The organism is Kitasatospora sp. UYEF31 (genome assembly GCF_057291755.1).
In genome coordinates this window covers 1-23,599 of record NZ_JBXAWK010000080.1, presented here as the reverse complement: position 1 = coordinate 23,599, position 23,599 = coordinate 1, and the positions used below count along the sequence as shown (strand labels likewise).

The 23,599-nt window shown below is 68.6% G+C and carries 18 protein-coding genes, 4 tRNA genes and 2 pseudogenes; 10 read left to right on the top strand and 14 right to left on the bottom strand.

The genetic code is table 11. From position 1 onward, the window contains the following. The 3 genes from AC0Z36_RS27035 to purM form a co-directional block, all read left to right on the top strand. On the top strand, positions 1–409 hold a 409-nt coding region (locus tag AC0Z36_RS27035; protein ID WP_485465679.1), incomplete at its 5' end, for a prepilin peptidase. Between the two features lie 91 nt (positions 410–500). Next, positions 501–2,057: an amidophosphoribosyltransferase gene (gene purF, locus AC0Z36_RS27030; protein ID WP_485465678.1), complete on the top strand. Its 1,557-nt coding sequence runs from the start codon at positions 501–503 to the stop codon at positions 2,055–2,057. A 94-nt stretch (positions 2,058–2,151) separates the two neighbouring features. Continuing rightward, a complete protein-coding gene (purM, locus tag AC0Z36_RS27025) occupies positions 2,152–3,213 on the top strand; it encodes a phosphoribosylformylglycinamidine cyclo-ligase (protein WP_485465677.1) in 1,062 nt (353 codons plus the stop codon). Between the two features lie 550 nt (positions 3,214–3,763). On the opposite strand, the gene AC0Z36_RS27020 is transcribed toward purM, so the two are convergent. Beyond that, positions 3,764–4,015 carry a DUF3073 domain-containing protein gene (locus AC0Z36_RS27020; RefSeq protein ID WP_485465676.1) on the bottom strand — a complete coding sequence of 84 codons (252 nt, stop codon included), beginning with the start codon at positions 4,013–4,015 and terminating at the stop codon, positions 3,764–3,766. Positions 4,016–4,289: 274 nt separating this feature from the next. Continuing rightward, the gene (locus AC0Z36_RS27015; protein ID WP_485465681.1) at positions 4,290–5,399 is read right to left on the bottom strand and encodes a Leu/Phe/Val dehydrogenase; all 1,110 of its coding nucleotides are present in this window, start codon (positions 5,397–5,399) and stop codon (positions 4,290–4,292) included. Positions 5,400–5,619: 220 nt separating this feature from the next. On the opposite strand from AC0Z36_RS27015, the gene AC0Z36_RS27010 reads away from it, so the two are divergent. Both AC0Z36_RS27010 and bldC read left to right on the top strand, forming a co-directional pair. After that, positions 5,620–6,576 (top strand): DUF8083 family protein, encoded by a 957-nt coding sequence (locus AC0Z36_RS27010; RefSeq protein WP_485465675.1) that lies wholly within the window; start codon positions 5,620–5,622, stop codon positions 6,574–6,576. Between the two features lie 700 nt (positions 6,577–7,276). Further along, positions 7,277–7,483, top strand: a complete 207-nt coding sequence (gene bldC, locus AC0Z36_RS27005; RefSeq protein WP_014137253.1) for a developmental transcriptional regulator BldC — start codon at positions 7,277–7,279, stop codon at positions 7,481–7,483. Between the two features lie 589 nt (positions 7,484–8,072). Here the strand turns inward: bldC and AC0Z36_RS27000 are convergent. The 5 genes from AC0Z36_RS27000 to AC0Z36_RS26980 all read right to left on the bottom strand — a co-directional run bounded on the left by AC0Z36_RS27000 (position 8,073) and on the right by AC0Z36_RS26980 (position 10,312). Beyond that, the gene (locus AC0Z36_RS27000; RefSeq protein ID WP_485465674.1) at positions 8,073–9,287 is read right to left on the bottom strand and encodes a glutathionylspermidine synthase family protein; all 1,215 of its coding nucleotides are present in this window, start codon (positions 9,285–9,287) and stop codon (positions 8,073–8,075) included. Positions 9,288–9,359: 72 nt separating this feature from the next. Next, a complete protein-coding gene (locus AC0Z36_RS26995) occupies positions 9,360–9,752 on the bottom strand; it encodes a hypothetical protein (protein ID WP_485465673.1) in 393 nt (130 codons plus the stop codon). 205 nt (positions 9,753–9,957) lie between these two features. Beyond that, positions 9,958–10,034 (bottom strand) — tRNA-Phe (locus tag AC0Z36_RS26990). 42 nt (positions 10,035–10,076) lie between these two features. After that, positions 10,077–10,151: transfer RNA gene (locus tag AC0Z36_RS26985), tRNA-Asp, on the bottom strand. Between the two features lie 88 nt (positions 10,152–10,239). Next, positions 10,240–10,312: transfer RNA gene (locus AC0Z36_RS26980), tRNA-Glu, on the bottom strand. 156 nt (positions 10,313–10,468) lie between these two features. Between AC0Z36_RS26980 and AC0Z36_RS26975 the strand changes: the two genes are divergently transcribed. The 3 genes from AC0Z36_RS26975 to AC0Z36_RS26965 all read left to right on the top strand — a co-directional run bounded on the left by AC0Z36_RS26975 (position 10,469) and on the right by AC0Z36_RS26965 (position 15,145). Continuing rightward, positions 10,469–10,810, top strand: a complete 342-nt coding sequence (locus AC0Z36_RS26975) for a metallopeptidase family protein (RefSeq protein WP_485465680.1) — start codon at positions 10,469–10,471, stop codon at positions 10,808–10,810. A 235-nt stretch (positions 10,811–11,045) separates the two neighbouring features. Continuing rightward, positions 11,046–12,440 carry a hypothetical protein gene (locus AC0Z36_RS26970; RefSeq protein WP_485465672.1) on the top strand — a complete coding sequence of 465 codons (1,395 nt, stop codon included), beginning with the start codon at positions 11,046–11,048 and terminating at the stop codon, positions 12,438–12,440. A 317-nt stretch (positions 12,441–12,757) separates the two neighbouring features. After that, the gene (locus AC0Z36_RS26965; RefSeq protein WP_485465671.1) at positions 12,758–15,145 is read left to right on the top strand and encodes a DEAD/DEAH box helicase; all 2,388 of its coding nucleotides are present in this window, start codon (positions 12,758–12,760) and stop codon (positions 15,143–15,145) included. A 150-nt stretch (positions 15,146–15,295) separates the two neighbouring features. Here the strand turns inward: AC0Z36_RS26965 and AC0Z36_RS26960 are convergent, their stop codons facing one another. Beyond that, the gene (locus AC0Z36_RS26960; protein WP_485465670.1) at positions 15,296–16,159 is read right to left on the bottom strand and encodes a thioesterase family protein; all 864 of its coding nucleotides are present in this window, start codon (positions 16,157–16,159) and stop codon (positions 15,296–15,298) included. Between the two features lie 237 nt (positions 16,160–16,396). Between AC0Z36_RS26960 and AC0Z36_RS26955 the strand changes: the two genes are divergently transcribed. Beyond that, positions 16,397–16,469: transfer RNA gene (locus tag AC0Z36_RS26955), tRNA-Lys, on the top strand. 453 nt (positions 16,470–16,922) lie between these two features. Here the strand turns inward: AC0Z36_RS26955 and AC0Z36_RS26950 are convergent. Continuing rightward, complete coding sequence (locus tag AC0Z36_RS26950; RefSeq protein WP_485465669.1) at positions 16,923–17,570, bottom strand: helix-turn-helix domain-containing protein; 648 nt, start codon at positions 17,568–17,570, stop codon at positions 16,923–16,925. Between the two features lie 326 nt (positions 17,571–17,896). On the opposite strand from AC0Z36_RS26950, the pseudogene AC0Z36_RS26945 reads away from it, so the two are divergent. Beyond that, positions 17,897–18,379, top strand: a pseudogene (locus tag AC0Z36_RS26945) (IS701 family transposase); the annotation flags it as partial. Between the two features lie 74 nt (positions 18,380–18,453). Here AC0Z36_RS26945 and AC0Z36_RS26940 read toward each other — a convergent pair. The 5 genes and pseudogenes from AC0Z36_RS26940 to AC0Z36_RS26920 all read right to left on the bottom strand — a co-directional run bounded on the left by AC0Z36_RS26940 (position 18,454) and on the right by AC0Z36_RS26920 (position 23,313). Further along, positions 18,454–20,481 carry an ATP-binding cassette domain-containing protein gene (locus tag AC0Z36_RS26940; protein ID WP_485465668.1) on the bottom strand — a complete coding sequence of 676 codons (2,028 nt, stop codon included), beginning with the start codon at positions 20,479–20,481 and terminating at the stop codon, positions 18,454–18,456. A gap of 541 nt (positions 20,482–21,022) precedes the next feature. Further along, positions 21,023–21,925: a hypothetical protein gene (locus AC0Z36_RS26935; protein ID WP_485465667.1), complete on the bottom strand. Its 903-nt coding sequence runs from the start codon at positions 21,923–21,925 to the stop codon at positions 21,023–21,025. A gap of 153 nt (positions 21,926–22,078) precedes the next feature. Next, a pseudogene (locus AC0Z36_RS26930) lies at positions 22,079–22,288 on the bottom strand (site-specific integrase); the annotation flags it as partial. Positions 22,289–22,489: 201 nt separating this feature from the next. Then, positions 22,490–22,843 carry a hypothetical protein gene (locus tag AC0Z36_RS26925; protein WP_485465666.1) on the bottom strand — a complete coding sequence of 118 codons (354 nt, stop codon included), beginning with the start codon at positions 22,841–22,843 and terminating at the stop codon, positions 22,490–22,492. Further along, positions 22,840–23,313 (bottom strand): hypothetical protein, encoded by a 474-nt coding sequence (locus AC0Z36_RS26920; RefSeq protein WP_485465665.1) that lies wholly within the window; start codon positions 23,311–23,313, stop codon positions 22,840–22,842. Before AC0Z36_RS26920 ends, AC0Z36_RS26925 begins: the two co-directional genes overlap by 4 nt. Positions 23,314–23,599 lie beyond the last annotated feature (286 nt).

Here is a 23,599-nt window from a genome sequence, read left to right as displayed (position 1 = left end):
CGCCATCGACCTGAAGGTGAAGCGGCTGCCCGATCCGATCGTCGGCACGCTTTACGTCTGCGGGCTGGCCGGGCTGGGCGGCGCGGCACTTGCCGGGGCCGGTTTCCCGACGTTCCTGCGCGCGCTGCTCGGCGCGGTCGCGGCACTGGCCCTCTATTTCATCCTGTGCCTGGCCAACCCCGCCGGTCTGGGTCTCGGCGATGTGAAACTGTCCGGCGTGCTCGGTCTGCACCTGGCATGGCTCGGCTGGTGGCAGTTTGTCGCGGGTGTCTTCGCGGGCTTCCTCATCGGCGCGGCCGTCGCGGTGACCCTGCTCGTCCTGGGCCGGGCCGACCGCAAGACCCAGATCCCCTTCGGCCCGCCCATGCTGCTCGGCACGCTGGCCGCAGTGCTCCTCGGCCCGGGGTGAGCGGGATGCCGGACCCGCTTCCAACCACCGGTGATTCATCCCCCACAGGGGCGAAACGGACTCGCCCGGCCCCTGCCGTAGACTCGGCCCTGTGCCTCGTGGCGATGGACTCCTCAACCACGATCTCTTCCCCGGCGAAAAGGGCCCGCAGGACGCCTGCGGCGTCTTCGGCGTTTGGGCCCCCGGCGAAGAGGTCTCCAAACTCACCTATTTCGGCCTTTACGCGCTGCAACACCGCGGAACAGAATCCGCCGGAATCGCAGTGAGCAACGGCTCGCAGATCCTGGTCTTCAAGGACATGGGGCTCGTTTCCCAGGTCTTCGACGAGGCCACTCTGAAGTCGCTGCCCGGCCATATGGCCGTCGGCCATGCCCGCTACTCCACCACCGGATCATCGGTGTGGGAGAACGCCCAGCCCACGTTCCGGGCGACGGCGACCGGCAGCCTTGCGCTCGGCCACAACGGCAATCTCACCAACACCGGTGAGCTCTCCCGCATGGTCGCCGAGCTGGACAAGCCCAAGGGCGGCGATCCGTACCCGTACCAAGCGAAGATCGCGGCGACCAACGACACCGACCTGCTGACGGCGCTTCTGGCCGGTCAGCCGGACCTGTCGCTGCAGGAATCGGCGATGCAGATCCTGCCCAAGGTCAAGGGCGCCTTCTCGCTCGTCTTCATGGACGAGACGACGCTGTACGCGGCCCGTGACCCGCAGGGCATCCGCCCGCTGGTCCTCGGCCGTCTGGAGCGCGGCTGGGTGGTGGCCTCCGAGACCGCCGCCCTGGACATCGTCGGCGCGTCCTTCATCCGGGAGATCGAGCCCGGCGAGATCATCGCGGTCGACGAGCACGGGCTGCGGAGCGAGCGCTTCGCCGAGGCCAAGCCCAAGGGCTGCGTGTTCGAGTACGTCTACCTCGCCCGCCCCGACACCACGATCGCGGGCCGCGGCGTGCACGCGGCGCGCGTCGAGATGGGCCGCCGCCTGGCGAGGGAGGCCCCTGCCGAGGCCGACTTGGTCATGCCCACGCCGGAATCCGGGACGCCCGCCGCCATCGGTTACGCCGAGGAGAGCGGCATCCCGTTCGGGCAGGGCCTGGTCAAGAACTCGTACGTCGGCCGGACCTTCATCCAGCCGTCCCAGACGATCCGGCAGCTGGGCATCCGGCTCAAGCTGAACCCGCTGCGCGAGGTCATCCGCGGCAAGCGTTTGGTGGTCGTGGACGACTCGATCGTGCGCGGCAACACCCAACGCGCCCTGGTGCGGATGCTGCGTGAGGCCGGCGCGGCCGAGGTGCACATCCGGATCAGCTCGCCGCCGGTGAAGTGGCCGTGCTTCTTCGGCATCGACTTCGCCACCCGCGCGGAGCTGATCGCCAACGGCCTCTCGGTCGACGAGATCGCCAAGTCCCTCGGGGCCGACTCGCTGGCCTACATCTCCATCGACCAGATGGTGGAAGCCACCGAGATCCCCAAGGACAAGCTGTGCCGGGCCTGCTTCGACGGGGAATACCCGATCGAGCTGCCCGACTCCGCGCGCCTTGGCAAGCACCTGCTCGAAGGTCTTGAGCAGTCGGTGCGTACGGACGCGGACGGCGTGCAGTCCCTGCTCGGCGGGGGCGGCGCGGAAGACGCGCTGCGGCGTCCGTAAGCCTGCTTTGCCGCCTTGCCGCTGCGGGGGCCCTGACCGGGCTTCCGCAGCGGGGTAGTTCCTCCCCACCTGACCCGGAAGGGCCGCACCACCGATGAACGACCAGCCGAGCACTGCCACCTACGCCGCCGCAGGCGTGGACATCGAGGCGGGCGACCGCGCCGTCGAGCTGATGAAGACGTGGGTCGGCAAGGCCACCCGTCCCGAGGTGGTCGGCGGCATCGGCGGGTTCGCCGGTCTGTTCGACGCCTCGAAGCTCGCCACGTACAAGCGTCCGCTCCTCGCCACGGCCACCGACGGCGTCGGCACGAAGGTCGCCATCGCGCAGCGCATGGACAAGCACGACACCATCGGCCACGACCTGGTCGGCATGGTTGTGGACGACCTGGTCGTCTGCGGTGCCGAGCCGTTGTTCATGACCGACTACATCGCCACCGGCAAGGTCGTGCCCGAGCGGGTCGCGGCGATCGTCAAGGGCATCGCCGAGGGCTGCGTCCTGGCCGGCTGCGCGCTTGTCGGCGGCGAGACCGCGGAGCACCCGGGCCTGCTGAAGCCGGACGAGTACGACGTGGCCGGAGCCGGCACCGGCGTGGTCGAGGCCGACAAGCTGCTCGGCGCGGACAAAGTGCGGGAGGGCGACGTGGTCATCGCCATGGCCGCCTCGGGTCTGCACTCCAACGGCTACTCGCTGGCCCGCCACGTGTTCTTCACGATGGCCGGCTGGGACCTCGGCCGACAGGTGCCGGAGCTCGGCCGCACGCTGGGTGAGGAGCTTCTCGAGCCGACCCGGATCTACTCCCTGGACTGCCTCGAACTGGCCAGGCAGACGGACGTACACGCGTTCTCGCACGTGACCGGCGGCGGCCTGGCGGCCAACCTGGGACGCGTGCTCCCGCCGCACCTGGACGCGAAACTGGACCGCACCACTTGGACGCCGTCCCCGGTGTTCGGCCTCGTGCGGCAGCTCGGCTCGATCACTCAGCTGGAGATCGAGAAGACGCTCAACATGGGCGTCGGCATGGTGGCCGTGGTCGCCGCGGCGGACGCGGACAAGGCGCTCACGCTACTCAACGGCCGGGGCCTGCCGTCCTGGACCCTGGGCACGATCACGGCGGGCACCGGCACCGCCCTGCTGGCGGGCGACCACCCAGCCTGATCCGGACGCACCTGTGGGCGGGTCCGGGACCGGGCCCGCCCACAGTCGAATCCACCACGAGGCGACGGGCGCGCAGAGTCCCAGCAGCATCAGCACAGCGAGGGCGCGAAGCGTCCCGAGCGACACCACCACCGGGCAAGGGCGCGAAGCGTCCCGAGCGACACCACCACCGGGCAAGGGCGCGAAGCGTCCCGAGCGCGCCCGGAGGGCGCGGTTTGACCGGGCGACGCTCCGGCGCCGAACAGCCCCGGAGCGCAGCGACGGGGATGTGAGGAAGACGCCGGAGCTTGGAGCCCGGCTTCAGACGGAGGGCGCGGTTTGACCGGGCGACGCTCCGGCGCCGAACAGCCCCGGAGCGCAGCGACGGAGGGGGCACCTCCCGGACGGAGTCTGGGGGAGTGAGGAAGACGCCGGAGCTTGGAGCCCGGCACAAGCACAGCTAGGCCCGGGACCGTGGCTTGGTCCCGGACCTACTGGTGCTGCCTACCGTTTCTGGCTTCCCTGACGTGGCATGCACGGATCAGACAGCGCCGGAACGGCGATGATTCGATCAGCGACGGCCGTTCTGGCCGCTGCCGCTCTCCTCGTCGTCGCCCGCGTCGTTGTAATAATCCGCATACGCCGCGTAAGGATCGTCGAGCTCGTCTTCATACGTGTCGTCAGTCGGAGGCTCGCCAATTGGCAGCTCCGTCGACGGCACGCCCAGCTCTTCAGCCAGACGGTTGAGGTCTGTCCCGCCGCTGCTGTACTTCAGCTGGCGGGCGACCTTTGTCTGCTTGGCCTTGGCCCGGCCGCGCCCCATGGCTCGACCCCCTCAACGACGGGGCTCATGGGCCCCGGGTCTTGACACGCGTTCATGATTTTTGGACGGTTCACCCAAAACGCGAGAACCGACCGTAGGGCAACAACGGTACCTGCTTCCGCTGCCCGACGGTACGTCGCCTGGGTGACACCAGGGTTCGGACCCCCACCCGGTTCAACTGTTCCGGCTGGTCAGGGGCCTGATCTAAGGTCCTTTGCCTACCTTGACCTTACCGTGTCGTGCGGGCGATGTTGAGTGCGACGGGCGGTTTGACTCAGCCGCTCAGGTGGATTTGCCGCAGACGGCCTACTTCGGCCATCCGCCGCTCGGCGAGCCGGTCGGCTGCGACGGCGGGGGGAACGCCCTCCTCGTCGGCCAGGGCGAAGATCCGGGAGGTGGTCGCGAAGATGCCCGACGCCTTGCGCTTGGCCCGGTTGAAGTCGAATCCGTGCAGCTCATCGGCTACCTGGATGACCCCGCCGGAGTTCACCAGGTAGTCCGGGGCGTAGAGCACGCCGCGCTCGGCGAGCAGCTTCTCGATGCCGGCGTGGGCTAGCTGGTTGTTGGCCGCACCGCACACCGCCTTCGCGCTCAGCGCCGCCACGGTGTCGTCGTTGAGGGCTCCGCCGAGCGCGCACGGGGCGTACACGTCGAGGTCCGACATCCGGACGATCTCGTCAGCGTCTGTGGCGACGGTCACTTCGGGATGTACGGTGCGGATCCGGTCGACCGCCTGCTCGTTCACGTCCGTGATGACAACAGAGGCACCGTCTTCGACAAGGTGTGCGACAAGGTAGCGGCCGACCTTGCCGACGCCGGCCACGCCGACCCGGCGCCCGGCGAGCGAGGGCACGCCCCACAGGTGCTGTGCGGCGGCCCGCATGCCTTCGAAGACGCCGTACGCGGTCAGCACCGAGGAGTCGCCGGCTCCACCGTTCTCGGGGGAGCGGCCGGTGACGAACTTCGACTCACGGGCGACCACGTCCATGTCCTCGACGTAGGTGCCTACGTCGCAGGCCGTGAAGTAGCGCCCGTTGAGAGACTGCACGAAACGGCCGAAGGCGCGCAGGAGCGCCTCGGACTTGTCGCCGCCCTGTTCCACCGGGCGCGGGTCGCCGATGATCACGGCTTTGCCGCCGCCGTGGTCGAGCCCGGCCAGCGCGTTCTTGTAGGACATGCCGCGCGACAGGTTCAGGACGTCGGCGATCGCCGCGTCCTCGCTTGAGTACGGATAGAAGCGCGTACCGCCCAGGCCGGGGCCCAAGGCCGTCGAGTGGAGCGCGATGATCGCGCGCAGTCCGCTCGCGGGGTCGTTGCAGAAGACCACCTGTTCGTGTGCGGGACCGCGCCCGAACACGGGGCCGACCGTCGTCGACTCGCTCATAGTGATGCTGCCTTCCATGCTGCCGGTCACTGTGGTGACTCCATGATCCCGATCCGCGACGGGGTGTGTGCAGACCGTTCGGGATCAGCCTATGACTCGTCAGGGGCGCTGGGGTGGCCCGGGTCACATGACTGCGTCTGCGCTGTTGTGTTCCCGGTGTTGCGGCCCGGCTTCGGCGGTCACAGCTCCGGCGGGTCGTCGCGGCGATAGCCTCAACGGTGTGCGGACTACGGTGATGGCCCCTTATGCGGCACACCTGCGGGTGTATGAGCCGCTGGACGCGTTCGACGAGCCTGAGCGCGCGCGGTGGACGGATTACGCCGCGACTCTCGACCCACAGTGGACTCCGGCCCGGGCCGCAGTGCGCGAGCGGCGGCAGGCCCTGGGTGGCCTGCTGGCCACGCCCGCGCTGCCGGCACCGGCCAGGGAGAGCGACGAGGCGTACGTCCAGATCCGGGACGGCCGCACGCTGGTCTGCCCGGCTCAGATGCGACTACGCAGTTGGGGAGCCCTCGCCGACCTGCGGGCGGGGTATCCGGCACTGGTCCTGGACGCGTTCTGGCCGCGCCTTGTCCTCGACCAGGCAGACGCGGACGCGGAGCGGTGGCGGGCCGATCACCGGCAGTCGGGGCACGGGCGGAACGTGCCGCACATCCACACCAGCCTGTGGCACATCCCGATGCACTGGTTCGTGCTGTTCGGGCACGAGGAGCGGATCCTCGTCCCGCCGCGCGCCGGGGATGACGTGGACAGTCCCGGTGCGCCCGGCTCGGACGCCCCTGGGCAGGAGCCGGGGAACGCGCCAGGGGAGACAGGTAAGCGGGCGGCCGGGACGGCTGAGCTCTACTACCGGACGCCGATGGTGGAAGCGCGGCGGCGGACGGCGCGGGCCCTGCGGACACTGCGGGAGACCCTGGAGGAGGGGCGGCTGATCGACTCCCTTGAGGCGGTCGGCCGGTGGCTTGAGGAGTTCCACCCCCAGTCCCTGGTCGAACTCGACTTCGGCGGCCTGGTCGGGCTGATCCCGTACGAGGACCTGGCCGCTGAGCGGACCGCCGGGGATGTGGCGGAGGGCCTCACCGCCCTGGGTGCGGGTGACGGCTTGCGCGCCTCGGAGGCGTACCGCCGGATCAGCGAGTGGTGGCGTCCTGTGCGGGCGCTGGAGCACGCCAGCTGAAGGCGCGTGGCAGGAGCCCGCGGAGCGCCGGAGAGGCCATCCGACTGCGCCGGACGGCCGCAGCCCCTGACAGGGGGCTGCGGGAGGGGTTTGAGCGCCGCCAGGGGTTCCCGACAGGCTTCTGTGGGGCTAGAGCCTCCGCTGAACCCGTATCACCTCCGTGCGCATTCCGGCACGCGACAGGCCATGCCAAATAGTCGCAAGCTGCAACACAAGGGACTTTTGGCCCTACTGGCTCGCGTAAGGACCTTAGTTTTGTAGCTATTTGTCCGTTTTGTCAGGGCATTTGTGATGAGGGTTACATACGGAGGCGAATGGTTTGGTCTATGCTGAAACGGACAAAGCGGTCCAGTCGGCCGTTCGACGCAGGTGGCGTGCTGAGAGCCTCTCCTTGTAACTCGATGGGGTGAAAGTTACTCAGCGTGCATGCCGGGTCGACCGGTCGCGAGTGACGCGCAGTCACAGGTGAGTGACTGTCCGCTATGCCTGGTCCTTCGGGAAGGTGCCGGATGAGAGTTCAGATGGCAATTCCGGCGGTTTGACCAACCAGGAGCGGTGGATGGTGTACTTGTACTGTGAAGGACAAGCCGTTCGTCCTATAACCGACTTGGTCCCCGTGAGGCATTTCGGACATCGGGGGTCAAGGTGCAGAATTTGAAGAAAGAACCGCGTTGGTTCGGTTCTGCCGAGGAGGCCGCTCATGACCGCTCGCACGCCTGATGCCGAGCCCCTGCTGACGCCGGCTGAGGTTGCCACGATGTTCCGTGTCGACCCGAAGACCGTCACCCGCTGGGCGAAGGCTGGAAAGCTCACATCTATCCGCACGCTCGGCGGCCACCGCCGCTACCGCGAGGCGGAGGTCCGGGCTCTGCTGGCCGGGATTCCCGCTCAGCGCACCGAGGCCTGAGCCTGCATCAGTCGTCTCGGGACATTTTTAAGACTCCACCCCTGGATCCCGCCGGATCCAGGGGTGGAGTCTTTCTGCGTGCCTGGACGGACTCCGCGAACGAGGAGGATCTACGGGGCCCGGTGCCGCCCCGCGACAGCCCGGCGGGGGCCCGCTGAAGACTCGTCGACGGCTGCGGGGGAGCGGTGGCGGCGATTCCCGGTCGCAGCCGGACTGATCAAGTTCGGGCCGGACTCCCGACGGTAGTAAAATATCACATACAATGTGCGGTCGATTTCCGGATTGATGAAAACCATTCTCAAATAGCCCAGTGACCTGCGTCACAAAATGGGCATTATGTGGATCTCTTCTGCGATCTCCAATGATCCCGGAAGTCGTCTCCTCGTGGCTGCCTCAGCGCCACTCCGAGGCCCGTCCAACAGTTCGGCTGTATTACGGAAAGTGATCCAAAAAGGGAAGCCGCCCGCAGTCGCGGAACGGCTTCCCTTGATCGGATATCCGAAATGCTGGCTATCTGGGGCTTTTGCGTCTTTCGGCCCGATAGGTCGGTGTGGCAGGTCCAGACCAGTCCAGCGGTCTGAGAAACCCGCTAACCCTCCTCGAGCCAGACCCGGCGCTGTTCGTCGGTGGGCGCGGGAGTGTCCACAAGGTGGGGAAGGGAGCGCGCGTGGTCATCGGTCACCAGGCCGTCCGATTCGCGGATGCCCAGCCCGGCCGCGGCGCCGTCCACCACCCAGGTGCCGAGCACCGCCAGGTTCCCGTCGAAATCGGGCAGCGGTACGTACTCCTGGAAGCAGAACCCCTCAGCCCCGTAGTGCACGGAATCCTGCTCGTGCACACCCTCCGGGGTGACGACGCGTACAGCGTCGCCCTCCCGGCCGTGCAGTGGCTTGGCCACGTACGACGTCATGTCGCGGGGGGAGTCCAGGTAGGCGGGCAGCAGGTTCGGATGCCCGGGGTAGAGCTCCCACAGCACCGCGAGGAGCGCCTTGTTCGACAGGATCGCCTTCCAGGCCGGCTCCACGAACAGACAGGCGCGGGGGTGATCCAGGATGTGCCTGCCGAACGGCTCGACGAGCATGTCCTCCCACGGGTACAGCATGAACACCGTGTCGATCCCGTGGTCGTCCAAGTCGACGAAGCGCAACCGGTCGGGATCCCAGCCGATGTCCTTGACCTCAAGCCCGACGGTGGTCAGCCCGGCCTCGGCGGCGGTGTCCCGCAGATACGCCGCGGTCATCCACTCCTCTTCCTCGTCCGTCCCGCCGATGTGCGCGAAGTACAACGTCTCGGAGCGGAGGTACGGCTTGGTCTTCGCCCACGCGCGGACCAGTCGTTCGTGCAGGCTGTTCCACTGGTCGCGGTCCGGGAAGCGGTCCTGCAGCCAGTACCACTGAACCAGGGACGCCTCGATGACGGCGGTCGGGGTGTCCGCGTTGTACTCGAGGAGTTTCACCTCACCGGTGCCCTCGCCACCCCAGACCACGTCGAAGCGGCCGTAGACGCTCGGGTGCTCCTCGTCCAACGTCAGCCGGAGGTAATCCCGGGCCTCCTCGGGTAGCCCGAACGCGCTGAGGTCGCCGACGGCGATGACGTGCCGGGCCGCGGTCACACACATCGTGTGGAGCTCCTCGACCACCGATTCTAGGTGATTGACCTCAGGGAGCGTCAGTTCGTAGTACGCGGCTTCGTGCCAGTACGGCACCGTCGCGCCCGTGTCGTCCTTCCACACTGCGTACAGCAACCCCTGGGACTCCACCAGCGGCAGCCAGTCCGGACGCGGTTCGATGGGTATGCGTCGCACGGCGGTGTTCCACCTTCCGGGGCGGCGCCGGCTGCTTCCGGATCTGGCCTGGAGCAGTCCGGCGTCCGCCCGTCAGCTTGAGCTCTTGGACGTGCACTGGCCGAATCCGCCCCGCAGGACCTTGCCCTTTCTGGGCTTGTTGAACGAACCGGCGGCCACCGGCTGTCTATTGGCGGTCGACAGGGTGTTCGGCAAGGTCTGGCCGCACTTATGCGGTGTGTAGTACCAGGCGAAGGCACTCGCGGGAATCGGCACGATGCAGGAGGAGTCAGAAGCCCGCTGCCCGGTCTTCATGTCGGCGCAGACTTCGGCGGTCCCGGACTGGTTCTTCTTGCCACTGCTGCCACAGCCGGTGAGCGTCGCGGCGAGCGCGATGGTGATGGAGGCTGCGACTGCGGTGGACCGCAGTGGCCGGGCCGGCCTGGGTGGCCCTGGCACGACCTGTTTTAGAGACTCCCCCGACACGTGGCGCCCTCCCCTGGTTCCTGCTTCCCACCCGGCAGCGTCTTGTAACAGCGACGCGCTTAGGACGCTATCGGCCCAGGTGGCAACCATGCAGGGGAGGTGGCGGAATCCGGGGGAAGTCCCGCGCGGGGCGGACGTTTCGCCGGGAAACACAAAAACGCCCCTGATGAGGTGATCATCTGGGGCGTCGGTGCTGCTCGGGAGCTGGTGGCCAGGGGCGGGGTCGAACCGCCGACCTTCCGATTTTCAGTCGGACGCTCGTACCAACTGAGCTACCTGGCCTTGCAAGGAAGGCCGCCTCTCGACGGCCTAGCCTACTTTGCGCGGTCCTGACGGGATTTGAACCCGCGGCCTTCACCTTGACAGGGTGACGAGCACTCCAAACTGCTCCACAGGACCTTGCACACTATATTCTGCGCCAGCACTTACATGCTTCGCGCTTGTGTTGCCTCACTCTACCGCACTTCCGTGCGGCTTCGTTCAGCCGTACCCCCAACGGGATTCGAACCCGTGCTACCGCCTTGAAAGGGCAGCGTCCTGGGCCGCTAGACGATGAGGGCTAGTGTGGCCGTCCGGCGTCGAACTGCCGTCGGGAACGACATGAACTATACGGGCTCCTGCTCCTGAACGCCAAAATGGTTTATCGGCGCGGCGTGCGGGGCCGACGGCCACCTCCGGGGCGGGCGTGCCCGGCGCACAATGGGGGCGTGCTGGAGATGACGCGGGACGAGTTCGAAGAACTGGTGGCCGAAGCCCTGGACCGGATCCCGCCGGAGCTGACCAGGCTCATGGACAACGTGGCGGTCTTCGTCGAGGACGAGTCGGCCAAGGGGGAGTCGGAGTTGCTCGGGCTCTACGAAGGCATCCCCCTGACCGAGCGCGGTGACTGGTACGCGGGGGTGCTGCCCGACCGGATCACCATCTACCGCAACCCGATCCTGCGGATCAGCGAGACGTACGACCACGTGGTCGAAGAGGTCGAAATCACGGTGGTCCACGAGATCGCCCACCATTTCGGCATCAACGACGACCGGCTGCACGAACTGGGCTACGGCTGATCCGACCCGACCCGACCCGACCCGGCCCGGCCGGCAGGTCGGGCGGGCGGGCGCAGACGGGGTTTCGGCGGACCGCCGGCCCCGGAGCGCGTGGCGGGCGGCGCGCTCCCGTGCCGGGCTTGCGTGCGCCCTCCTCCGTACGAGTGAAAAGCTTTTCAGACCGGCAACCGGATGGGGACGAACCTCCAGGACCCGACGGGTCCGAACAGTGGTTCAGATTCCACCGGGGGTGCGCGTGATCCTGCCCATGAGGTCGTACGGGAAGAACAAGCCCGAACGCGAAGCGCACGTGATCGAGCAGAACAACGGTCTCGACGAGCCGACTTTCCCGGCACCACCACCGCAGTCGCCGTACGAGCCGGCTTACGAAGCGCGGTACGAAGCGCAGTTCCAGCCGCAGCCGCAGCCGCAGTCCCAGCCGCAGCCGCAGCCGCAGTCCCAGCCGCAGTGCCAGCCTCCGGCGCCGGTCGAACTTGAAAACCCGTACTCGATCCTCGATCGGCATTTTCCCCAATCTGAGTCGATGCTCCGTCAACTCGGACTCCGGCGCAGGCAACGGATCCTCGGTGGCGACCAGCCGCGTCGACGCCGCTTCAGCCATGCGGCCCCAGCCTCTGTCGGCGACGGAAACGGCCGCCCCGCAACAAAACTGACGGACCGGCAGGCCGGGCAGGCGCAGGAAACCAGGCCAGGGCGCACCGTGGCGGCCGGCACCCTCGCCGCGGCCCTGGGGTTGCTGGTGACCGCCGCACTCCTGTACTGGTTCGGCTGGGTGCGTGACACCGAACTCGCCGCCGGACTCGGCGTCGACGCCGGAGTCCTGGGCCGGTCTACCGGCGACTATCTGCTGCGGAGCGTGGACGCCCTGTACGTGCCGGTGCTCAGTGCCGCCGGCCTGCTGCTCGTCGGCCGGTTCATCCACCCGCGTCTGCTTCTCACCCTGCGTCGCCACCGCCGCCTCGCCTGGTTCGTCTGCTGGCTGCTGCGCGGTGCCTGCGTGCTGGTGCCGCTCGGCGTCTGGGCGGTGGCCTGCCGCTGGCCGGGGCGCTGGCCGCAGTGGTGGACTCTGCTGCTGCCGCTGGGGCTGACCGCCGGTGTCCTGGTCACGGCGTACGGAGTGCTGCTCGGCCGGCAGATCGCTTCGCACCGGCGGCCCGGTGCGCCGCGCGTCCGGCCGTGGTCGCCCACGACGGTGCTGACGTCGGTGGTGCTGCTCCTGTGCACGGTGTGGACGTTCAGCGCGTACGCCGGATCCCTCGGCCGGATGGAAGCGGCGGTGACTATCCACAACCCGGAGTCGCGGGCCGCGGTGGAGCTCTACGCGACGGAGGACTTGAAGCTCGGCCCCGAGCAGGGGGTCACCGTCCAGCCGGTCGGTGCCGGGGCGGTCGCGGCAGGTCCAGCGGCAGGCGCGGCGGCAGGCGCGGCGGGTGGTCAGGCGGGTGGTCCGGCAGTTGGTCCCGGTTACCGGTTCCGCTACACCGGGATGCGGCTTCTTCGGCAGACGGACGGGCGACTTCTGCTGCTCGCCGTGCGGCCGGGAATGTCCGACCCCCGACTGGTTGTTGTGAGGGATGACCCACGGATTCGCGTCGAGTACACCCGGACCGGACCGCAGCGCACGGAGTGACCCGCTTGACCTGACTCAGTAGGCCAAAAGGCCAGCTCAGGGTGAGTGTGGCAGGACTCCGGAGCCGATGCGACAAATGATCCGGTAGGCTGGTGGGCTGACGCACGTCCATACATCAGGCGCCGCACGAGAAGCTGCGCCCACAGGCTCGTTCTAGTGCTCCGCAGGTTGGTCGTTCCGATCGCACGGATAAGCGGGATCCCGGGTAAAGAGGATCCACACCGTTTGGCGATTACACAGTGGCTGCGGACCCCGGCAACGTGCCGTCTTTCGGAAGGTTCCGCATGCCCAGCAGTACCCCTGACATTGCTACGCCCATGCCCATTGAGGCTGAGGACGTCGTTGAGACGACCAAGAGCGTAGAAAAAACTGACACCGACGTGGTCATGGAGCCCGTCGTTGTCGAGGCTGACGAGCCTGACGCGGCCGACGAGGTCGCTGAGACCGTCGCCGTGATCGAAGACGACGCCGTTGTCGTCGCCGTTGAGGCTGACGTCGACGTCGACGTCAGCCTCAACGGCGAAGACGAACTGGACGATGCCGAAGAGGGCGTCGACGAGTTCGCGGACGAAGAAGACGACGAGAACGCGGACGGGGCGGACGACGAGGCTGAAGCAGCCGACCTCGGCCCGACGTTCGACCAGCTCGGCGTCCCCGCTGAGATCGTGGCCGCGCTCGAACGGCGTGGCGTCAAGCACGCGTTCCCGATCCAGGCCGCGACGATGCCCGACGCGCTCGCCGGCAAGGACATCCTCGGCCGTGGCCGTACGGGTTCCGGCAAGACCCTCGGCTTCGGTCTCCCGATGATCACGCAGCTGGCCGGCAAGAAGGCCAAGCGCAACCGCCCGCTGGCGCTGATCCTCACGCCGACCCGCGAGCTCGCCCAGCAGGTGCACGACGCCCTGGAGCCGTACGGCAACGTCCTCGGACTGCGCCTGAAGGCGGTCACCGGCGGTATGCCGATGTCCAACCAGATCTTCGCGCTGGAGCGCGGCGTCGAGATCCTCGTCGCCACCCCCGGCCGCCTGCAGGACCTGGTCGACCGCGGTGCCGCGAAGCTCGACGACATCCAGATCGCGATCCTCGACGAAGCCGACCAGATGGCCGACATGGGCTTCCTCCCCGAGGTTTCCGCCCTGCTCGACCTCATCCCGGTGGGCGGCCAGCGCATGCTGTTCTCCGCCACCCTGGACAAGGGCGTCGACGGTCTCGTCCGCAAGTACCTGAACAACCCGGTCACACACTCGGTGGACCCGCACTCCGCGGCGAACACGTCGATGACGCACCACGTGCTCATCGTCCAGCCGAAGTTCAAGGCACCGATCACCACGGCCATCGCGGCCCGCCGCGGCCGCACGATCATCTTCGTCCGCACCAAGTTCGGCGCCGACCGCGTCGCCGAGCAGCTGCGTCTCGACGGCGTCCGCGCCGAAGCGCTGCACGGTGGCATGACGCAGGGTGCCCGCACCCGCACGCTGGCGGAGTTCAAGGAGGGGCGCACGCCCGTCCTGGTCGCCACCGACGTCGCCGCCCGCGGCATCCACGTCGACGGCATCGACCTGGTCCTGCACGTGGACCCGGCCGCAGACTCCAAGGACTACCTGCACCGCGCCGGCCGTACGGCCCGTGCCGGTGAGGCCGGTGCCGTCGTCACGCTGGCCCTGCCGCACCAGCGCCGCACCATCGAGCGCCTGATGGACGCCGCCGGTGTCGACGCCGAGATGGTCAAGGTCAACGGCACCAACGACCCGGAGCTGCAGCGCGTCACCGGTGCCCGCACGCTCTCCGAGGTCCGCGCCCAGTCGGTCTCCGACGAGGCCGACGCCGCGGAGAAGGAAGCCGAGCGTCTGGCCGGCCGCATCATCGAGCTGAAGGCGAAGGCTTCCGAGCTCCGCCGTCAGGCCGTCGAGCTGGCCGAGCGCGCCAAGAACGAGCCCGACCCGGCCCCGGTGGCCAACGACCGCGACGACCGTCGCGAAGGCGGCTTCCGTGGCGGTGACCGCCGTGAGGGTGGCTTCCGCGGTGGCGACCGTCCGTCGTCCGGTGGCCGTTCCTCGTACGGCGACCGCCCGTCCGGCGGCCGCTCGTTCGGTGGCGGCGACCGCCCGCGCACCGACCGCCCGTCGAGCGACCGTCCGTTCGCCGGTGGCCGCTCTTCGTACGGTGACGGTCCGCGCGGCGCCCGTCCGTCGTCCGCCGGCCGTTCCTCGTACGGCGACCGCCCGTCCGGCGGCCGCCCCACGGGTGACCGTCCGTTCAACGAGCGTCCGCGTACGGACCGCCCCGCCGGTGACCGTCCGTTCAACGAGCGTCCGCGTACGGACCGCCCGTCGGGTGACCGTCCGTTCAACGACCGCCCCCGTGGCGACCGTCCGTCGTACGGCGACCGCCCGGCCGCAGGCCGCTCGTTCGGCGGCGACCGCGGTCACGACCGCCCGCGCACCGACCGCCCGGCGTTCAACGACCGTCCGCGTACGGACCGCCCGTCGGGTGACCGTCCGTTCAACGACCGTCCGCGTACGGACCGCCCCGCCGGTGACCGTCCGTTCAACGACCGCCCGCGTACGGACCGCCCCTCGGGCGACCGTCCGTTCAACGACCGCCCGCGCACCGACCGTCCCACGGGCGACCGTTCGACCGGCGGCCACAGTGGCGGCCGTCCGGCGACCGGCGGGGCTGACCGCAAGCCGCGCTGGAACCGCTGAAGCTGAACAGCGAGTAGCGTGCTGAAGTAGCACGCCGAAGGGGCGGACCGGAGATCTCTCCGGTCCGCCCCTTCGCTGCATCCCGTACCAAAGTCTTTTTGTTGGTTGAGGAATGCCGGGTGGTGGACCCCGGCGCTCAGCGACCCACGGTCAGGCGTTGGCTTCCTGGGTGGCACGACCGACTGCGGCGCGGTCCGGCAGGCGCGGTGCGGCCAGTTGGGTCGCCTGGGCGACCAGGCGGCCGCGGCTGTCCCAGACTTCGCAGACCTCGTCCATGAGTCCGTCGCCGATATGCCGGGCGTGCTGACGTACTGTCAGGTCGCCGGGGGCGGGCACGGCCCTTACGTACACGGTCAGTTCGAGGGTCGGCACCCACGCGCCCAGGCCGAGGTCCAAGGTGACCGGCGGGAGCGCGTCCGCGACGAACAGCAGGGACACCGGGTCGACCTGGTGGCCGTGGCGGAAGCGCAGGTGCGCGGTGAAGCTGCCGGTGCCGCCCGGCGCGCCCATCGCGAAGCCGAGCCCTGCCGGGTCCATGTCCAGCTCGATTTCGTCCATCAACGCGAGCGGGCCGCCGGTGACCGGGTCGACACCCGGGATGCGGACACACTGGTCCGGGGTCGGAATGGGAGCCGGCGGGTTGTCGCCCCACCAGGCGTCGGCACCGTCCTGGAGGACGCCCAGGGTGAAGGTGCCCTCCGTACGGACTGAACCGTCCTGCACGAGCCGTGCCCTGACCTGGCTGACGCTGCGGCCGCTGCGCAGGACCTCCACGTGGACCTCGGCCGGTCCGGTCTCGGGCGATGTGATGTACGTCGCCGACGACGCCAGTGGGTGCCTGTGTGCGGCACCGGCGGCCTGTGCGCCCGCGATGGCGGCCCTGCCGAGGACGGCCAGCAGGTAGCCGCCGTTCGGCTTGCCCGCGATCGTCCAGGACGGGTCCAGGTGTACGTCGTAGACCTGCCCGTCGGCCGTCTGCGGGGTTACTGCTGTCGCCTCTGCGAATCCGCTCACCGGACCGCCTCCCACTTACTCGTCCAGGCCCTGCTCCCTGGTTCAGGAGATTTCGGGCACGTGTGCTACTCGACAGTAACCTGATGTCGTGGGCGCAGCTCGGACAGTCCCGGACAACTGCGCTGTGCTGATCCGATGGCGCGCGCGGCGCTCCGGATGGATACTTTCGCGCACCTGCCGGTTGTTGCAGGTAAGCTGCACCCTGGCATCGCGTCGACTACGGTCGTGCGGCTGCCTGGGGTGCTAGCTCAACTGGCAGAGCAGCGGACTTTTAATCCGCGGGTTGTGGGTTCGAGTCCCACGCGCCCTACTCTCAGCAGCTTCGGCAAAACTGCCGCTGGCCTGCACGTTCTCGCCCCGTATGGCCTTCGGCCCGCGGGGCGTTTTCGTGTCCGCCGCCTCCGGTGTGCCCGTGAGGGAGAGGCCCATTGTGAGCTTCCGCTGAACGTCCTCAAGGGTCGGTAGCGGAGTTTTATCCTGGTTCACCTGTTCGAGCAGCGTGGCGACCTGGTCCCGGCCCTCGGCGTCGTCTTCGTCTGGGAGGCCGAGCAGCGTGCGTATGTGGTCCAGGTCGGCTTGGGCTTTGAGCGCGGAGTCGTAGCCGGAACGGCGGAAAGAGCGGCGATTGCCTGCGGAGTCGGCCGGGAGTTCCTGGCGGAGCGACCATTGGCCGTGGTTTTTGCGTTTGAGCTGGGGCAGGACTTGCCCCACTTCCCGCCGGTGGCGGGGTTACGACAGCCGCAACGGCGGGACGTCGAGCCTTTCACTCCAGATCCTCGGGTTCGGGCTGGTCGATGAACGTGAGGTCGGCGGGAAGGGCCGGGGGCACCAGGGTCCGTTCACGCATGGCGGAGCGGAAGGCCCGCAGGTCCGCGTAGTCCTCGAAGGCGCTCTCCTCGTAGGCTTCGGCGCGTTTGAGGAGTTCGGCTCTGCGGTCCCGGTCCAGGGTGGTGGTGGCCGCGCGCCGGCGGTCCTTGGCCAGGGAGGTCGAGGCGGTGGTGGCGGCCACCAGGTCGCCGTGGGTGCGGAAGGTGTCCAGGACGTCGAGTGCGCTGCCCTGGGGGGCGGGCTCCATCCGGGCGGTCTCCCCGGTGAACCAGGCCACGGCGTCCCAGGTGGAGACCTCGCGTCCGGGCAGGACTTCCACGGTGGCGGAGGAGCCGAGGGGGAAGACGAGCACAACGGGCGGGACGCCGAGTACGTCGGCTAGGACAACGAGGTCCGATACCGGCAGGACTGCCTTGCGCCCGCCCTCCAGGTTTTTCAGGGACTGGAGGGAGAAGTCGGCCAGGCCGCGGTTCACGCAGCCGTCGGCGACGGCGGCCAGGGTCAGGCCCGCGGCCTTGCGTGCGTCCTGGATCGTTTTGCCAAGCCGGGTGGTGAAAGCCTTCGACCACGTATCAGGTTCCATAGTCGAACCTTAGATGTTGATTCGGTTCGACCGTAACCGACTGGTACATCTAGTTGGGCCGTATCGGCATCATCTGGCATCTGGAGGTCTTCATGGTCGAACCATTGTTGGGGCGTGGAGTGTGGGCGTTGACGATCGACGAGCTTCTGGCTCTGCCTGCCGCCGTTGACCTGAACACGGCCAACGCCGGCCTGGGGCTGGGTCGCAGTACGGGGTACGAGCTGGCCCGGCTGGGGGAGTATCCGGTTCGGTTGCTGACGGCGGTGATCAGGGCTCGGCCCCTCGACCGCCCTCCAACGCTCCAGGATCGCCGACAGCGTTGGAGGCCGGCCACGCTGCCCGCGCAGCCCACCTGGTACCTGGCCGCCGACCTGCCCCGCCCCGGCAGCCCCCGCGAGGCCCAAAGCCCCGAACCCGGTGCAGACCTGCACGAAGTCGTCCGGATCTACGGCATCCGGCACTGGATCGAGCAGAGCTACAAGCAGGTCAAGGATGAACTCGGACGGGCCGACTTCCAGGTCCGCTCCGACACCGCCATCCACCGCCACCAGACCCTGGTCACCCGTGCCTTCTCGTTCTGCTGGGACACCTGGTTCGCTCAACCTCCGGACCGGGAGCCCTGTGTGGTCCCCGAAGTCCCGCCGGCCGCCATATCGGCGGGACCGGCTGAGAGGAGGACCGGGCAGACTTCACCAGCCCCATCCGGCCAGCCGGCCCAAGGCGATCCGCGCCGTCCGGGCCCGGCTCGGCCCCTGGACCGCCCTCCAACGCTGCTGGCGATCCTGGAGCGACGCACCACCGCCACCTGAACTCCAAACCCTGATCACCGCCGTCGGCGCAGGCCGTCCCCTTGATCTCTACTGCCCGGTTTAACAAACCACCACTAGCGTTCGGACTGAAGTTTCCAGAGCTCGCAGAACAGGCCGTCGGTCTGGGCCAGGAGTTCTTTGAATGTGCCGCGCTGGATGACACGGCCCTTGTCCAGGACCACGATCTCGTCGGCGAAGGTGATGTTCGTCAGCCGGTGCGTGACCAGAACGACGGCCCGGTTTGCGGCGTGCTCGCGGAGCATCGCGAAAATCCGGTGCTCAGCACGCGGATCGAGCGCACTCGTGGGCTCATCAAGCACCAGGAGCGGGCTGTCACGGTAGAAGACACGCCCCAGATTCACGCGCTGGAACTGACCGCCGGACAGCATCGTGCCACCGATGAACTCCTGTGTCAGTAAGGTGCGCAACCCCCGCGGCAGCGAGTCGGCGACTTCGTCCGAGCCGGATGCCCGCAGCGCGTACGCCAGGGCTTCTTCATGGTCGGGCCGTTCCTGGCACAAGGTGATGTTCTCGTGCATCGGCAGCGGCCAGCGCACCACGTCCTGGGTGAGATAGGCGACGTTCCGGAACGCTTCGTCCGGATCCAGGTCGCGGGTGTCGTGCCCGTCCCAGGTGACGGTGCCGTCGTCGGGCAGGTAGAGGCCGGCCAGCAGATTGGCCAGCGTCGACTTTCCCGAGCCGTTCTCTCCCACCAGCGCGACGATCTTTCCGGTGGACACGTCCAGGTCCACGCCGTGCAGTGCGACGGTGGCGGCCTTGCCGTCCTGTCCGTCTCCGGCGTAGGAGTACCGGACGTTCTCGGCGCGAAATACCCTTGGCGGGTCGATGACGGTGTTTCCCCGGCGGAGGGACATGCGGTGCCCGCCCGCCCGGTCGAGGAACCTGTCCCAGTCCTCCATGTACTGGCCGATGGCGTACACCTGCGTTCCGGCGGTGACGATTCCCCCGAGGGAGGTGCTGACGGTAGTCAGGGCGATCACGGCTGTTCCGGCCGCCGCCGCGTTCATCCGCCCGGACGCGAACAGCCACAGGACCGCGGCCCACACCACACCGGCCGCGACGCCGCCGGCCAGCGCCCCGATGACCGACACCTTCGCCTGCCGCCAGGCGGCCTTCTGGTTGACGTCCTGGACCCGGCCGGCGACGCGCCGGTGGCGGTCGAGCAGGTGCGGGGCCAGGGTGCCTGACCGCAGCTGGCTGGCGTGCCACTTCTCGGTCAGATGCCAGCGCAGGACCGACAGGATCGTCTGTTCCTGCTGGGTGGTGACGGTGCTCTGATACTCGATCCGCGCCACCCGCACCGCTGCCACCCCGCGAGGTACAGCGCCCAGCAGAAGAAGAGGCAAAAGGAGCTGGTGCAGGTAGGTGATCACCGAGGCGGAGGCGGTCAGGGACGCGAAAGCGGCCAGGATGTTCTGTGACTGCGGCAGCAGGCTGCCCATCTGGTGCACGCCCCGGTCGGCGGCGGAGTAGGCGTGTTTGAACGTGGCGTGGTCGTACGCCGCCAGTTCAGCCCTGGTGGTGGCCTCCAGGAGCAGGGCCTCGGCCTTGCGGGTGATCAGCGGGGTCAACCGGTGGGAGAAGTACTGGACGGCGACCCCCAGCACCGCCCTGGCCCCGACCGCCGCGGCCAGGCCCGCCAGGGCGGGCGAGGCCTCCCGCAGACGGTCGCCGACGTCACCCGACGCGATCACGGCGGTAATCGTCGCGGAGGTGGCCAGCAGCCCCGCCGCCTGAAGGACGCCGGACAGGACCTGGCAGACCAGCAGGGCGACCAGGACACGCCGGTCACACTCCCAGGCCAGGTGAAGTGCCTTACGGACCAGGCCCGGCAGCCGCGCTGCCATGGCCCGGGTCGTCATCGCCGCCACGGCGGCGTGGGCGCCCTTGCTGGTGGAGACGTAGGTGTAGTCGTCGTCCACGGCTAAGGCGTGCTCGTCCGTCTCCTCCGTCGTCCCGCCGGTCGGGCTGCCGGAGTTCTCGTGTGCGGCCGATCGTGGTCCGGGTACGTCGGGGCCGCTCTTGTCCGGGGCAGGGTCGGCCGGTGAGCCGGAGCGGGAGGAGGTGCCGGAGGACGTCATCGCGCACCTCCGCCGTGCGTCATCGCGCGGCGTGCGCGAGTACGGGCGGGCGACGGTCCGCCGGATCCCCCGGGGCCTGTCGTGGAGGGCTGAACGGAGGCGGAAGTCGGACGATGCGCAGGCGTAACTGGGTATCGTTCAGCGGGAGTTCGAGCACGCATGGACGGTCCTCCACGGGTGGTGGCGGGGCCTTGTCAGGGGCGGGAAGTGCTCATGATCTGCGGTGTGGAGCGGGGTCCGGCAGAGCGTACGGAGTCGCGCAGGCGGCGCGGCGAGATCGAACGCACGCTCGACCAATCGAGTGTTTGCCGGGCCCTGGGTGGTCACCACAGAACAAACCCTGCGTTGTTGAAGATCTGGCGATAGGCGGTGGCAAGTTTGGACCGGGTGGGATCGGCCAGCTTGGCGGCAACCCGGCGCGACTCTGCTGTCTCCGTGCTGGATCATGGCGCCGGAGTGAGGTCAGGCCGGACGGCGATGGCGTCACGCAGAAAGCTCAGCTTGGAGTAGAACGTGTGCCCCGAGGCCAGACCCCGGCTGCTCAGGTACACCCCAAGCTGACGCGCCGAAACGGCGGCAGGGCCCGCACCTGAAGCCCGAGCTCTGAACGCAGATATGTTCCGAAGCCGCCCGTGGTGACCGGGAGTTCGTCGAAGAACTCCTCACGGCGCGCGAAGGTGTCCTTGGTGAACCACTTGCGTTTGAGGAGGTAGCCGCCGTCGGCCTTCCCCATGAACGAGGCATAGCCGCGCTCGGACTCGGGTCCGGTGACTTCGAAGAGGTGGTTCTCGACTGTGTACGCCTGGAACTCCTCGCGGTACTCGGCCCGGCAGCCCTCCAGCTCGCCGCGGTACAGGGTGTGGAGGAAGTTCCGGGCCTCCGCCCAGATGTTCGTTCCCGGGGGCAGGTTGTACTTGTACTCCAGCTCGGTTCCGGCGAAGTGCGTGCGGAACCAGCGCTGGTGGTTGTTCAACCGCACGGCTGATGCGGTGTGTGCGGCCAGGACGGGGTCCAGCCAGCGCAAGTCCTCCACCGGCCCGTGCCCGACCGGGTGCTTGGTGGTGCGCAGGAAGCACGCGTCCTGCTCGTGGAACCGGATCTGCGCGTAGGCGCGGTAGCCCCCTTTGGGAGACGGAGCCAGGTAGCACAGCGGAGCCAGACCGGGGCCCTTGGTGTCGTTGACCAGTTCGCGCAGTGCCGGACCGGGCAGGCCGCCGGTGAACAGGGCACCGCCATGGACGAACGCGGAGCCCAGTTCCGTGCCGTCCGCGGTCAGAGTCAGGGCCGGGCACACACCCAGGATGTCCCATCGGACGGTCACCGTGGTGGCCGGAACGCAGACCTCCTGCTTGCCGCCCGTACCTCCGGCACACGCTGACGTCCCCCGGCCCGCGTCGGACCATTCCGTCGATGCGCCGCAGCACGGCATCGTCCACCAGTTCATGGGGCTTCCCCCGGTGCGGGACGGCGCCGACCGAGGTGGTGACCACCAGCCATCTGGTCACCACCGGGTCGGCCGGGTTGAGTTGTGCCGTCGCCCTGGCCAGGATCTCCATGCGCTGGGCATGGGTGAGGTTCCCTTCGGGCCGGGCGAACAGAGGAAGGCGCGGGCTTCGGTGGTGGTGAACGGTTCGAACCGCATCGTGCGGATCGGCCCGATGGGCGCGTTCTTGGCGACGTTGCGCGGCACCTCGTCCTCCCGCACCGCGTGGGCGAGCGCGGAGACGAGCACGGAGCGGACGTATTCGACGGTCCGCGGCGCGAGGAGCCTGTGGCAGCACTGGCCGATCGCGCAGCACTTCGGCCGGCGGCCGGGGCTGCGGTCGGTGGGTGCCCGGGCGGCGGGAGCGGCAACCGGCCAGGTTGCCGGGCTGACCGGAATCGGGCTCCTGGCAGAGCAAGTTGTCCCGTTGAATATCCCAAGGGGCTATCCAACGGGACAAGGGCTGGCCCGAGGGCGGGTCGTGCGTGCTGGGTGGGGCGGGCCGGGTAGTCGTCCGTGAGTCTGTCAGTCCGTGGCCTTGGGGTGGCCGGTGCCGGCGTAGGTGATCCAGGCGGTGCGGTTGGCGTCGTCGAGCAGATACCAGATGCGTCCGCCGCCGGTGACTTCGTACTGCCAGCGTTCCAGGGTTTGCCCCTTGTAGGTGGTGGTGCCGAGTTTGCCCTTGAGTCGGTGCTGGCGTTCGGGGTTGTCGGCGGCGCGTGGTGTGGCGCGGATCCGCTCGAAGGCGCGGCGCAGGTTGCCCGGTGCCTGGCGGCTCAGGTGTTCCCAGCCGTCGGCGGCCTCAGTGTTGGCGAACCGGAGGTCGTACTCGTCGCCGGTCGGGGGCGGCGCGGCCCGGTCTCCGCGCTTCGGGCTCACTCCGCCGCCCCAGGTGCGGGGACGGGCCCGAGGTCGCCCTCGGGCTCGCGGGTCAGCAACGCGTACAGGGCGGGGTCCGCGTAGACCTCGGCACTGTGCCGCCACTGGGCGAGCAGAAGCGCGATCGGGGAGAGGTTGTCCAGGGCGACCGCGCCGCGCGCCGTGTCGACCAACTCGGTGAGCAGGGTGTCGATGTCCTCGGCGGGCAGGAAGGTGCTCCACGGGAGGGCTTCGGGCAGCGCTTCGCGCAGGGCGCCGATGTTCTCGGTCCGTACCAGCCCGGTGAGCAAGCGGGAGGTGAAGTCCACGACGGTGGCGTCTTGCTCCATCTGGTCGACGCGCATCAGGGCCAGGTCTCCCGCGTCGCGTCTGCGCAGCCGCAGCGCGCGGACGGAGTCGAGCCGACGCGCGGTCGCGGCTGGATGGTGGAGCAGCTCACTGAAGGGCACGTCCTCGTAGGCTGTAGTCATGACATCCACAGTAGTTCGGATGTCAGCCGATGGATAGGCGGCGTTACGATCCGCTCTTTCGTATTGGTCTAGACCTCTGACGGCAGTAGTGACGGCAACAACCACGCACATCAGCGCACGGCGGCGCACCCCGACGGATCGTCATTTAGCCCCTGACCAGCGAAAATGCAGGTAGCGAGGGGTTTCGTGCCACACGTACTATGTTGGGGTCGGGGACCAGAGTGTTCTCGTTTATAATGACAGCCCAATATGTATCGTTGTGAGTCGTAGCGAGCATCCGGAATCT